At 55.2% G+C, this 13575-nt stretch carries 9 protein-coding genes; 4 read left to right on the top strand and 5 right to left on the bottom strand.

All coding sequences use genetic code 11. From position 1 onward, the window contains the following. The first annotated feature begins 8 nt into the window (after nt 1-8). Both IDH45_RS20660 and IDH45_RS20655 read left to right on the top strand, forming a co-directional pair. Nucleotides 9-359 (top strand): Rieske (2Fe-2S) protein, encoded by a 351-nt coding sequence (locus IDH45_RS20660; protein ID WP_190930033.1) that lies wholly within the window; start codon nt 9-11, stop codon nt 357-359. A gap of 144 nt (nt 360-503) precedes the next feature. Continuing rightward, nucleotides 504-1841, top strand: a complete 1338-nt coding sequence (locus tag IDH45_RS20655; protein ID WP_190930032.1) for an ABC transporter substrate-binding protein — start codon at nt 504-506, stop codon at nt 1839-1841. Nucleotides 1842-1999: 158 nt separating this feature from the next. Here the strand turns inward: IDH45_RS20655 and IDH45_RS20650 are convergent, their stop codons facing one another. From IDH45_RS20650 to IDH45_RS20640, 3 genes are read right to left on the bottom strand one after another with little or no spacing between them, the layout of a single operon-like run. Continuing rightward, nucleotides 2000-2968: a Gfo/Idh/MocA family protein gene (locus tag IDH45_RS20650; protein WP_190930031.1), complete on the bottom strand. Its 969-nt coding sequence runs from the start codon at nt 2966-2968 to the stop codon at nt 2000-2002. Between the two features lie 40 nt (nt 2969-3008). Next, nucleotides 3009-5345, bottom strand: coding sequence for a hypothetical protein (locus IDH45_RS20645; RefSeq protein WP_190930030.1), 2337 nt, complete (start codon nt 5343-5345; stop codon nt 3009-3011). Between the two features lie 19 nt (nt 5346-5364). After that, the gene (locus IDH45_RS20640; protein ID WP_190930029.1) at nt 5365-6630 is read right to left on the bottom strand and encodes an ABC transporter substrate-binding protein; all 1266 of its coding nucleotides are present in this window, start codon (nt 6628-6630) and stop codon (nt 5365-5367) included. 310 nt (nt 6631-6940) lie between these two features. On the opposite strand from IDH45_RS20640, the gene IDH45_RS20635 reads away from it, so the two are divergent. Continuing rightward, entirely contained in the window at nt 6941-7945 is a 1005-nt protein-coding gene (locus IDH45_RS20635) for a LacI family DNA-binding transcriptional regulator (protein ID WP_190930028.1), read from the top strand. 25 nt (nt 7946-7970) lie between these two features. On the opposite strand, the gene IDH45_RS20630 is transcribed toward IDH45_RS20635, so the two are convergent. Together IDH45_RS20630 and IDH45_RS20625 are read right to left on the bottom strand one after the other, a co-directional pair. After that, nucleotides 7971-10124 (bottom strand): hypothetical protein, encoded by a 2154-nt coding sequence (locus tag IDH45_RS20630; protein ID WP_190930027.1) that lies wholly within the window; start codon nt 10122-10124, stop codon nt 7971-7973. A gap of 298 nt (nt 10125-10422) precedes the next feature. Continuing rightward, entirely contained in the window at nt 10423-12654 is a 2232-nt protein-coding gene (locus IDH45_RS20625; protein ID WP_190930026.1) for a heavy metal translocating P-type ATPase, read from the bottom strand. Between the two features lie 205 nt (nt 12655-12859). Here IDH45_RS20625 and IDH45_RS20620 point away from each other — a divergent pair, with 205 nt between their 5' ends. Then, on the top strand, nt 12860-13537 hold the full coding sequence (locus IDH45_RS20620) for a uracil-DNA glycosylase (RefSeq protein WP_190930025.1): 678 nt from the start codon (nt 12860-12862) through the stop codon (nt 13535-13537). The last annotated feature ends 38 nt before the right edge of the window (nt 13538-13575 follow it).

The raw sequence follows: 13575 nt of genomic DNA, 5'->3' as shown, positions 1-13575 counted from the left end.
CAACAGCGATGACCTTACATGTGGTAGGAAGAGCCGACTCGATTTCCGAAGATCAGCATCAAGTGTATGAGATCGCCGGCCGGTCCGTCGTGGTTTACCATATCGGGAACGAGTTTTACGCTCTCCTGAACTACTGCCCTCATCAAGGAGCGCAGATGTGCAAAGGGCCGGTGTGCGGAACGAATATCCCCTCCGAAGTGTACGAGTACAATTTCGGCAGAAAGGGCGAAATCGTCCGCTGCCCATGGCACGGCTGGGAGTTCGATATCAAAACCGGAAAAGCGCTCGCCCCGATCAAGAAAAAGCTGCAATGTTACGAGGTTGTCATTGAGGGCGGCATGATCGTCGTCAAGATATAGTTATGATGCAGTCAAGATGCAACAATCGGTATACCGCTCCGGAACGGGGCGGGCTTGCAAGCGGCGGATTGGAGGGGGATGTTTTGTAAACGCTTCCTTTATTGGATTGAGTACACCGATTCTATCTCAAGGGGGAGAACAAGCATGTCCATGACATCCCGAAAAATAACAGTGGTGCCGTTAGCGTTCGTATTGCTGCTGACCGCTTGCGGCAAATCCGGCGGAGGCGATGCCGTCCAGCAGCCGACAGAAACACAAACCGCGCCTGCGGAAATCATCTTTTACGGCGGCTCCACCCAGCCTCAAGATTTCTTCGACAGACAGTACGGAGAGCTGCTGTACAAAAAATTTCCGCAGCATACGATCAAATATATTCAGATGCCGGCCGGGACCATTCAGGAGGCCACGACCAAGCTGCTTACCGAAGGCCAGCGGTTCGACATTTTCTACAACAACATCGGCATTTTCGAAAACACCTTGTTCTGGGCAGGGCTTCAATACGACATGACCGAGCTGATGAAAAAACACAACGTCGATCTGAGCCGTCTGGAGCAGGAATCGATTCAAGCGATGAAGCAGTTCTCTGCGGGCAAAACGTACGGCGTTCCTGTAACCGATATGAAATTCGTCCTCTTTTACAATAAAGATATTTTCGATAAGTTCGGGGTCGCCTACCCGAAGGACGGGATGACCTGGGATGAGGCGATCGCGCTCGGCAAAAAGCTGTCGAGAACGGAAGACGGCGTCCAATATGTCGGTCTCAGTACGTCTCCGAGCCAATTCATCTCCCAAAACCAGCTGTCGATTCCGCTAGTCAACCATCAGACGGACCAGCCGACGATTTATTCGAACGCCGGCTGGCGCAAGCTGTTCGACGCCTTGTTCGTGCAGCCAATGCAGGATGCCGGCGTCCGCAGCAAGCTTGAATCGACGAAGTCGATCCCGAATAACGACGCGTTCGTCAATAAGCAGGATTTGGCGATGTACGCCTACAATATTGCGATTTATATCAGCCCGAGCCTGATCCCGGCCATGCAGAAGTTCAATTGGGACATGGTGACGATGCCCATTTTCGCTGAAGCCCCGGGCGTCGGCTCACAAACGACCCCCTTCTACTTCGGACTGACGAACATGGCCAAAGAAAAAGACGCGGCGATGGAAGTACTGAAGTTTATGATTTCGGATGAATACCAGAGCTGGGTATCCCGGCGCGGCTTCATCCCGACTCTGATGACGGACGAAACGAAAAAAGAGTACGGGAAGGAAACCGTATTTCCCGATAAAAACTACGCCGCTCTGTTCCGATACAAAAACGCGCCGATTCCGCCTTCGGCTGACTATACGTTCTCCGTCAACAATGTGTACGCCGGGACCGCCTTGCCGATCGCGACCGGAGTGAAGGATATGAACACGGCGTTCCGCGAAGCCGAGGAGCTGGCGAACAAACAGATCGAGGTGTTCAAACGGAACCGCGGCAAGTAAATAGAAGCGTTCGCATGTTGAACGAACCTATTCGAGCGTCTGTCTTGACCCCACCGACTATAACACCTTAAGTTTACAACACAGCCTCCGATCACCGCCGGCTTTATAAGCTGCGGTGACGGAGGCTTCATTCCTTCCATTTATAGCTGGTGCCGGCCCTACACAACAACCGTCCGGCCCGACTCCATCGATTCGTTCGCGGCGACGGTTACCCGCAGTGTCTCGATCGCGTCGTCGTAGCCGCACAGCACGAGACTTTGCCGCCCCGTCCGAATCGCTTCGACAAAGGCCCGGTCCTGCTCCAGAACGACGTTCATTTGCGATTTCTCTTCGACCGCCCCGTTTTCATCAACGATCTTTAACGAATATCCGTTGATCGATAAATAAAAATCAGTTCCGAATACTTCTACGTCACCCCGGCCCATCCGATTGGAAATGCACGATGTTGCGATCGATCCGATCGCGCCCGATTCCATATCGAATGAGACGACGCCCACATCCGGAATCGTCGCGTCCGGCCGGATTGTCCGGATGAGCCGCTGTGTGCCCATGGCGTTCATTTCCCGGAACTCTCCAACGATGTAGCGGATCAGATCGACCTGATGGGTGCCCTGCTCCACCAACTGACCACCGGGCTTGTCTATCCGATGCCACCAGGTTGCGGCCGGGAGACTACCGATCCGGTACGCCATCACCATATGAACGGGTTTGCCCGCCAAGTAGGATTTCGCTTTTTGCACTGTGTCCATATAGCGCAGACAGTATCCGCTCGAATGAATGATGCCCGATTCGCGGATGGCCTTGCTTTTCCGCCTCGCCGCCTCTACGGACAGATCGACCGGTTTTTCCGCGAACAGATGAATGCCTCTTGCAGCAGCCCTTTCCTCGAGATCCCCGCGCGCGAACGGTGGGGTACAGAGGAACAGCGCATCCAAAAGACCCGAATCCAGTAGAGCATCCGCACTGTCGTATACTTTCGCCCCATACCGGGCTCCCACCTGATTGGCCCGTTCCGCATTGACGTCGTATACGCACGTCAGCTCCGCCTGCTCGATGCTTTGCAGCGTTTGGATATGCCCCTCCGCCATCCCTCCGACACCGATAAATCCAACTCTGACTTTGTTCATATGGACCTAAGCTCCTCTCGTTCGCAGGTTTCGCCCTTATTTATTCATAAATAAATACCGCATCCGCCCGGCAAGCCGAGTCCGCCTTGACGCGAATCCAATGAGCGCTGTACCCGTCAGGAAACTGGTGAACGATTTCGGTGCCTGCAGGCACCTCGATCTGATCGTAACCGAGCCAGCTGCCGTCCGCGAGCACATCGACCTCGATCGAAAATTGTACAGCACGGCTGCAGTCGTGACGCAGCTTAAGCGTTTTGTGAACGTAACCAGCCATCAAATACGGGTCCGAAGCGATACCCGGCTGAACCGGCGTGTTTCTGAGCGGTCCGCCGACTCCGCGCGGAGCGCCGAATCTCCGCAAGTCGTCAACATTGCCCAGCCATAATGCCGCCTGCCCGTCTGCCGACTTGACGCAGTGCCCCCCTTCCTCCGAGTCCAGCTTGCAGCCGGAAATGACAAGCATCCCTCTCCACGAAGCATAATCGAAGATCAGACGCTCATGCGAACATATCGGTTGAATGGTAAGGAACCCTCGGGACAAATCTCGCGGCAGCTCGTAAAACGTTCCGTGAATATTCATCAGACTTCGCTCGGTTACGACTTCTCGTACGCCGCGTGTCCAACCGCACGCAGTAGGCTGGCCGTAGAGTTCGTCGCCTTTCGGAAGCCGGTAACGGTTGCCTTGCTTGTCGGTGCATACGACCGATGCTTCATCGATTTCAAAATCAAGGCTTGGCGCATAATCGTTGCGCAGCCGTTCTTCATCGCCGGGACGGTCGCACTTCACCAGCATCATGTCCGGGCCCATCTCGTAATAACCTGTCCCGCTTACCCTTCCGTCTTCGATCACCGCAGCGGCCATTTGAAGCTTCAAATCGCTTCCCGACCCGGGCCGGATTATGCCGGCTGAGATCGGACCGCGTTCCCCGATGCCGGTAATGCCCCTTACCAGCGACGCATCCTGCTCCTTTCCCTCGGACGGCATGTAGTGGAAATAGGCGGTCGCTTCCCGGAGCGCGGAATTGGAGCGGAGCCGGATCCACTCGCCCTGCACGTGATCAGGGACGATATAATAGGCGTACCCTTGACCCGATACTTGTACGACATCGAGCAGCTCCCATGTTCCGCTGCCGTTCCGGTCCACTTCCAGTTGGAACGTCACGTCGTACTTTTCGTTATGGGACACATGCAGGACCTGTTTCTCGAAACCGGCAAGCAGGAACGGCTCTGAAGGCTCATTCGCCTCTACGTGTTCTTTAACCCATACGCCTCCCCAGCCAAGGGGCTTGCCTAGATGACGGAGTTCGTCCTGGGAGGTAAACCATAGATTGGATTGCGAGCGTCCCAGTATCGGATTGTCGAATCGGGATGCGTCGTTGCAAGCCATCACGATCCGGCCGTTCCATTCGGCGTAATCGACGATCATTTTATGGTGAACGGCCAGAGGACGTAATCCCCCTGCGCACCGCTTGCGAAAATGGGACGGAAATTCGTAAAGCATGCCGAACATTCCCATCAGACATTTGCCTTTGCCAACTTCGCGGATACGCGGCCATTCCGTATACCAGCCGTTGTCCGCTTCGTGCGTATAACTTCCTTTGGGGAGCCGGTATCGGGACCAGACTCCGCCCTCGCACAAGGACAGCAGGACGGATTTGTGATCCCAGCCGACCGACCATATCGGCGACGACTCGTCGCTTGCTCCACAGATTCCGCCGGGACCGGTAACGTCGGTATATTTGTTGCGGTCGACGATCGTCCAGCTCTCTGTCTTGCCGGGATCCCCCTTGCCGTTCCACTCCGCCAAAGCGCCGCCGTCGCCGTTGTTGGTAATGACAAATCGCCCTTGACCCGTATAGGCGCCTTTGGCATGCTCTCCGGGCAGCAGGTACGGATACGGCCGGCTCGACAGCACCGGACTCGGATCGAGGAAAAATACCGACACTTCCAGCGAGTGAACATCTACCTCGTAAAAGCCGGATTCCATTGCGAAAAAGTACACTTTATTCGCCGGGTCTGTCAGATGGCGCGCGACGCCGGTCAGCCTTCCCTTCATCTTGTCGGGCGGAATCACTCGGACTCCGCCTTTCTCATCGATAAAGTACGGGCCGATAATAAGCTGCTTCGATTCGGTATGGATCATCCGGTTCGCATGAGTGCCTCCCACGCTGTAGGGATATGCCTCGACGGACATGTCTTCATTTAACGCGTATAATCGGTCGCCGGAGCTTCCATTCGGTGATGAAGGAGGATAAGTCAAATACCACAGCTTGCCCGCCCAGGCGGCAACAGCTCCGATTCCGCACTCCATTTCCGTATCCCCGTTCGTTACGGCGAGATGCGGGTAAATGCCGCTATAAGATTGAATGCTTGACATCACACAATCACCTGTTTTGTTATTTTTTTTGCATTTCGGCTTCTATCAGCTTGTTGACTTCCTCATCCGCCAGACGCAGCGCGCTGTTCAAATCCATTTCCCCTGACAAATAGGAACCGAAATATTTGTTCGTAACCGTTGACGCGCTCGTTTCCAATTGATGGACGGCCGGCATGGCGAGCGGCTGGCTTTTTAATGCGCCTGCGATGTTTTTATTTTTCAGCAGCGGCACGTCTGCTCCAAAAGCGGCTTTGATCGCCTCGGACTTCAGTGTCGAGCCTTTGCCCTGCCTCGACAGCCACATTTGTACTTCCTCGGACGTAAACACATCGATCACCTGCATTGCCTGGTCTTTGTGCTTGCTCGTTTTGGAGACGAACAAGCTGTGAACGGATATCGCCGGGTATTTGTTCGGATTTTCCTTCAATATCGGATATTGCACCAGATCCCAGTTGAAATTCACCTTCACCATCTGATCCAGAATATTCGGATTGAGCAGCATCGCCACGTTCTGATTTTTGATGAAATGGCTGGCTGTGTTGATTTCGTTGCCGGGGAGCGTCAAGATCGTTTTCATAAGCTCAAACGGTTTTTTCCAAACTTCCGTGTGAATGGAAGCCTTGTTGGTGGCGGGATCGATATGGAAAGCTCCGAACTGCAGCGATACCCATAACAAACTGGACGGATCCAGTCCCGGATAAGCGGTGTTGCCCTCGATGCGGCTCATCCGTTTCGCCAAGTCGATCATCGAGTCCCACGTCATGCCGTCGGTCGGATAAGGAACGGCAAAACGATCGAATAGATCTTTGTTGTAATAAATCGCAAAAAAGTTCGCATAGTACGGAAGCGCCAATAGTTCCCCTTTGCCGGACGCTTTCTTGACATCTTCCATAAAGTTCGGACTAAACCGGTTCAAGTCGATCTGATGCTTCTGGATGAGAGGGGTCATATCTTCCACAATGTCAAAATCTTTAGCTAACCTCGGGATTTGTGTCCAAAACGTAAAAAACAGGTCCGGCACTTCCCCGCTTGCCACCGTCTCCTCGAGCTTTGCCCCGGTTATGTATTGGAGCGTAATGTGAGGATACTTGGCTTTTATAACTTGCTCGACTTTCTGCTGAAGCTCCGGAAATAAGTAGGCTCCTTGATTAAACAGCTTCAACGTGACCGGATCGTTCCGGACCGGCTCCTGTTTGGGCATATCATTTGTGGTAGCCTGGCTGCAGCCGCCGCTCACTATCGCAAGCACGGTAAGTGCCGGTATGATGCAAGAACGTTTGTTCATGCCCCCTGTTCCTCCTTCATCCTCGATTCACTGCTTTCCCGATCGTTTCTTTATTCGCATCGAGTTATTTTCAATCCCATAGGCACCCCTCCGTTTTATTGTACAAGAGATTTAATTTACTCGTGTAAATTTTAGTTAAACTTATTCTACGATTGCCCACGTCTTTGTGTCAATAGACATTAAGAAACTACCCGTGACTCTTTCTTTCCGAACCTGTGCGCAATTGCGTAAAGCTTGACTTTACCCGCCGGCCTCTATATCGTTAACTTGAAAACGAGTGCAACAGACGGCTCTACAAGGAGAATAACGCATGGTTACGAGAGACGAAGTGGCCAAACACGCAGGCGTATCCGTCGCCGTCGTGTCCTATGTCATCAACAATAAACCGGTCGTGAAAGAAGCAACCCGCCAAAAGGTGCTTCAGGCGATCCGCGAGCTCGGATACAGTCCGAATTTGACGGCGCGCAGTTTAAAGACAAGAAGAACGAACCAGATTGGCGTGCTATTTAATCATATTGGTAATCCGTTTGAGACGGGAATTGCGCTTGGACTGGAGCATCGGGCCAGGAAAGACGGCCAGTCTTTAATCTTCCAAACGTACGATCCGCTCGAGGAAGACCACCTGAAAACGCTCTTCTCGGGACGCGTCGATGCCATTATATTGCTTGGACAATCATTAAAAACGGATACGGTTGACCATTTCGCCAAAATCGGCGTCCCCCTCTTCTCGGTCATGACACCCGATCAGCCGAACGATATCGTTCCATGTGCGGACATCAACTGGTATGAAGCCTATCGGGCGATGATCGAGCACCTGATTCGGTTCGGCCATACCCGTATCGGATTTATGGGAGCATTGAACAGAGAATCGTACCTGAACGTCCGTTTCCGGCATTTTCGCCGGGCTTTGCTGGCGCAAGGGCTCGAATTCCGCGACGAGTGGCTGGTGCACGGCTCCTTCGGATCGCTTGAGATGGCTTACAAACAAATGTCCGAACGTCTGTCCGGCGGGACGGACTTGCCGTTTACCGCCATCGTTTGCGCCAACGATCTGATGGCTATCGGCGTCCTGTCCGCCTGCCGCGATAACGGAGTGTCCGTGCCCGGACAGCTGTCCATCGCATCCAGCGAGAACATTCTCATGTCCAGCCATACATCGCCGCCGCTTACCACGGTTCATTATCCCCGCCCGGAGATCGGCGTTGCGACGATCGAGGAAGTGATGAACCATCTGAATACGGGCGCTCCGTTGTCGAGCCGCACCTTGAAGCACGAAATATACGAACGATCCTCGACCGGACAAGCTCCCGGATAAGTTAGAAGACTAAGCAAAACGCCGCTTAACGGGATATTCGGATATGAGCTGTACCCGCGGGAAGGGTGACCGCGGACGAGGACGGATTGTAAAAGCTCAATCTGACTGTTCCCGGTGCCGAGACCGCCGACGACATAAGCAGTTTTTCGATATGGACCGAATAGGAGCTCTGCGTAAAATCACCCATAGCCGCGCCGGATACGGACACATCGACCGTATGCGAATCCCCTGCGGCGACGCTGACGCTCGTTACGGCTTGGACAGCCTTGAATACGGGCCCTCCCGCCTGCTGGACGACCCAGGCCGTTCCGGACAAGTAACAATGGAACATCGTCGGTCCCGCCAGATTGGAAAACGCCGCGGCGCCGCTTCCGTTCACCGTGTACCCGCTGTCCTGCGGCTGGAAAGTGAGTGTACCGGCAGGCGCTCCGGTCGCGGACGTCCCGCTCGCATAAAGGAACATCTGGTTATGACCAAACCCGGTGCGCAAACCTGACACATCCTGCAGGCGGATCGTGGCGGAATCTTTCCGGATCGAGTGGACCGGATAACCGCCACCGCCAAGCCGCAAGAGGAGGGTGGAAAATCCGGCCGGAGCGCTGGCGCTTTGCATCGCCTCGGTCTCATAGCCGTAGGCCGCCCCCATCCGAAGCCCGCTCATCAGCAGGTATCGCTCACTGAAAGCGCCCATGGTGTCCCGCGGGGACAAGGCACGATGCTTCGAGCCTTGCGCTTGATCCACCGTCGAATCAATACGGAACGACCCTTGTCCGTAAACAGACGCCTTCAGGAAATTCACCGCACAGTTTTCGCAGTAATGGGTGCCTATTCCTCCCCCCACCGTTGCAAAATCTGGTGCTCGTCCAAGGATATAGCCGATTCCACAGCTCTCGTTGGAGAAATACTGGACCTCGCCGGGATACAAGGCCCATATGTTCGCGCCAATTCCGCAAGCCGATGTATTCAAAGTACCGAAGCTTACGCCCGAACTGTCCCCGCCCCTGATAAATATTCCCGATCCGACGAAGTAATCTAGCGTTCCCGCGTTCAGTCCGATATCGATCCACGGATAAACGGATAACGTCATCGCCGAACGGTCCACATTCGTTACCGCATAGGGGTTACCGTTGATAGAGACATAATCGGTGATATCCAGTATAGGAGGGAGTGTATCGACGGTTATCGTGGACCGCTGATTCGGCAAACTGGACCCTCCAGCGTCTATCCGGTTGCTCCAGTTTGCGGAAATCCCGTTCGATCCGGTCACTTTTGCCGAGCCGCATAAATACGTCAGCACCTCACCGATTCTCAGAAAGGACGAAAATCCGGTATTGTTTCGGATCTCGATACCGTTATGCTGAAATTGGCGGACATCGATCTTCGTAATCGAACCTTGAAATACGCCGTCAAGCAGCAGCCCCTTTCCGTTGGTCCTTGTAGCGATTGTTGAACCGTTTCCGATGAGCGCCAGCTTGCCGACAATATTTAGACGATAACTGTTTGTGATGCTCAGCATATAGCCTTCATCCGCGAAGGAAGACGTGAACGTTGCGTCCATCGTAAGTCCTTTGTAAGCCCCGAGCTGTGCGACAAGCGGCGCACCGACTCTAAAATGTCCGACGCATTTGCCGCTTCGCAGGCCGAAGGTGTTGATCGCGGCAAAAAAAGCGTTGATGGCTCCAGAATCGTCGCCGGTACCGTCTCCGCTCGCCCCGAACATTTGCGGCGTTATTTCCGAGTCGAGTATGCGGATAAATGCGCCGCCGCTCCCGTTGTTCCCATTCAGCGGCACATACATTCCCATCAGCGGGTCGTTCGCGCAATCAGCCGACCGATCGCCCGAATCCCAGCGGAACAATCCGGCGCGTCCGCCCGACGTGATCATTACCGTATCACCGTCGCTAACGCCCGCTAAATCACGCAAGTCATCGATAGTATCTGCCGTTACTGTGGCAGTCAAGAAGCGATTCCCGTTTCGTTTGCGCATCGTTCCCCCTTTGCCGGAAACGCCGTTATTCGTGCCGCCGGGCGATCCTTGCGGCGGATCGCCCAGAGCTTGTGTGACGTTCCCTCCTGTGGCAAGGGCCATTCCGGTAAGGCCAATTGAAGCGATCAGTTTTCTTCTGCTCATCTTTGCAGCGGATGTTGGAGTGGAGTCCTGTTGCCCGTTGGTTGACATGACATATACCTCCTTTGTAATAATGACAGCGTTTCCATTTCTGCGCTTCCATCAACGGAAATTTCCGACTTTCAGACTCGGGCGTTGTTTCTTGAGGGGGAAGAGAGCCTGAAAATTAGGTAAGATCAACATCTTCGCCATAAATTTACTCGTGTAAATTTCAATCAAATCATATCATACGCGATTTCGTTATACAACTGTTTTTTACGAGAGAATCCTTCATCTATGCCGAAATACAAGTAAGGAGCCCCGATTGCGGTAATCCGGGACCTCCTTACCCTGTATGACAGCCAAATCGTTACACCGACGCCCGGTGAAGCCGGAGCGAGTTGCATACGACGGATATCGAACTGAGCGTCATCGCCGTTCCCGCCATCCAAGGCTCGAGGATGCCCGCCGCCGCAAATGGAATCGAGAGCATGTTATAGACGAGCGCGAACAGCAGATTTTGGCGGATGTTGGCGATCGTTTTGCTTCCGATCCGGACCGCCGTCGCAACCCCTGTCAGATCGCGACGCAGCAGTGTCACGTCCGCCGCTTCGATCGCGATGTCGGTGCCCGAACCGACGGCGATACCGATGTCGGCGGCGGCAAGCGCGGCGGCATCGTTCATCCCGTCTCCGACCATCGCCACCCGGCGCCCTTTCTGCTGCAGTCTGCGCACGATCGCCACCTTCTCTTCGGGCAGCACATTCGCATACACTTCGCGTATACCGATCTCCCCCGCTATCGCTTTCGCCGTCCGCTCGTTGTCTCCCGTCATCATCATCACGTCCAGGCCGAGCCGGCCAAGACGCTTCACCGCTTCCTTCGACGAAACCGGAATCGCGTCCTGCAGGGCGAGAAAGCCGATGTAGCGGCCCGCTACGGCGACGAACAGCACGGTCATTCGTTTCGCTTCCAGCTTGCCGATCCGCTTCGGGTCTTCCTGCATAGGTACCCCGTGCTGCTGCAAAAGCTGCCGGGTTCCGACGACGACTTCGCTGTCGCCTACTAGCGCAAGTATGCCGTAGCCGGGAATCGCCTCGAACCGGGATGGCTGAGGCACCGTTATACCTTGCCGGACGGCCTCGGAGACGATCGCTTGCGCGAGCGGGTGCTCAGAATTCCATTCGGCCGCCGCCGTTATACGCAGCAGCTCCTCCGGACGAATCCCGGGGGCTGCCGCCGTCTCCATCAGCTTCGGCTTACCTTCGGTAATCGTGCCGGTTTTGTCGAGCACGACCGTATCGATCAAGTGCATCTGTTCCAGATGCCGGCCTTCCTTAAACCAGACGCCGCGGGCTGCCGCCCTACCCGTACCGACCAGAATCGATGTCGGCGTCGCCAGACCGATGGCGCACGGGCAAGCGATGACCAGCACAGAGATGGCGCGAATAAGCGGAGCGGCGGGGTCTCCGGGGGCGGCGAAATACCAGTAGGCAAAGGTGACCGCGGCCAGCCCGACAATAACCGGCACGAAAACCGAGGCAATCCGGTCCGCCACCCGCTGAATCGACGGCTTGGAGCTTTGCGCTTCTTCGAGCAGCTTGATCATTCTGGCTACGGTCGATTGGCTTCCGGCCGCCTTCGTATGGACCCGCAGCGCCCCCGTCTTGTTGATCGAACCCGCCAGCACGCGGTCGCCTTCGCGCTTGTCGGCCGGGTCGGTTTCCCCCGTCACCGTAGATTCGTCCACGGCCGAGCTCCCTGCGACGACTCTCCCGTCCACCGGCACCCGCTCCCCGGGACGGATCAGAACGATATCACCCGCGCTCACCTGCTCCAGCGGCACCTCGCGGGTCGAACCCCCGGCCCACAGCGTGACGGTTTTCGCCTGCAGCTCGTGCAGCCTGCGGATCGCCGATAACGTCCGTTTCTTGGCCAGCGCCTCCAGCCATTTGCCGAGATGAACGATCGTAATGATCATGGCGCTCGTTTCGTAATACAGCATCGTATGTCCGTCATGATGCCCGTGAGCGGCGGCTCCCGTCGTCGTCAAATAATGGCTGTAGAAAAAAGCGGCGGAAGTGCCGAGCACGACCAGCACGTCCATGTTCGCCGACCGTCCGCGAAGCGCGCGGTATGCGCCGAAATAAAACTGTCTGCCGAACCAGAACTGCACCGGGGCCGCCATCGCAAACTGGAACCACGGGTCCATAAAAAGCTCCGGCACCCAAACGGAAGAAGTGAACGACCAATGCGTAAACATCGTCCACAACAGCGGCAGCGTGAGCAGCGCCGACCACAAAAACCGGTTGCGCAGCCGCCTCCGTTCCTCGTCCCCGCTCAGTTCCCCTCCCTCGCTTCCTTCGCGCGCCAGCTCCTGCATCCCGTACCCGAGCTGCCGCACCTTCTCCCCGATTTGCGGAACGCCGATCTTTTCCTTGTCGAACGCCACGGCCATCCGTTCCATCGCCAGATTGACGGTCACCCCGTCGACGCCTTCCATCCTGCCCAAAGCTTTCTCGATCCGCGCGGCACAGGCGGCACAGGTCATCCCGGTCACCCGGAACGTGGACCGCTCCACATACGGACTGTTGAGGCTCATCGTATCCACTCCGATCTTGACAAGCGTTACATCCCATATATATGATCCGGTCCGCGTTTCATGCTGGCTCGTTCGGGCCGTTTTCGCGGCGTATGCGCTTTGAATTTGCAACCTGAAAGACGGATAGTTCTACTTATATAGCATGAAACTGGCGGCCAATCTATGATAAACTAATAGAAACCAACCTACGATCAGGAGAGAGATTATGGCTGTTCAACTACAGAACGACTGGGCTCCGCTGCTCGAAGCGGAATTCGCCCGGCCCTATTATTCCGAGCTTCGGTACTTTCTCGCCGAGGAGTACCGCAGCGGCACCGTTTACCCGGATATGTACGATATTTTCTCTGCGCTGCATCTGACCGGTTATGAGGATACGAAGGTCGTCATCCTCGGTCAGGACCCGTATCACGGTCCCGGACAAGCCCACGGCTTGAGCTTTTCGGTCAAACCCGGCGTACCCGCCCCGCCGTCGCTTCAAAACATTTATAAGGAATTGCAGGACGATCTCGGCTGTACGATTCCGAACAACGGCCATCTGGTCAAATGGGCGGAGCAAGGGGTGCTGCTGCTCAACACGGTGCTCACCGTCCGGGCCCACAACGCGAATTCGCACCGGGGCAAAGGCTGGGAAGCTTTTACCGACCGGATCATCGCCTTGCTTAATGAACGCGAGAAGCCTGTCGTCTTCATCTTGTGGGGCAGTCCCGCCCAGCAGAAAATGCAGCATATCGATACGTCGCGCCATTTTATTATCCGTTCTCCGCATCCGAGTCCGTTGTCGGCCTACCGTGGCTTTTTCGGCAGCAAGCCGTTTTCGAAAGCAAACCAGTTTTTGCGCGAACGCGGGATGGACGAGATCGATTGGCAAATTCCTGATTTGTGAGCGAGGCTAATCTTGCTTCTTGATGGTGTGAAGACGCT

It is taken from the genome of Paenibacillus oceani, assembly GCF_014705615.1.
GTDB lineage: Bacteria > Bacillota > Bacilli > Paenibacillales > NBRC-103111 > Paenibacillus_AB > Paenibacillus_AB oceani.
The sequence above is the reverse complement of the archived record's forward strand: the minus strand, read 5'-3'. Positions and strand labels throughout refer to the sequence as shown.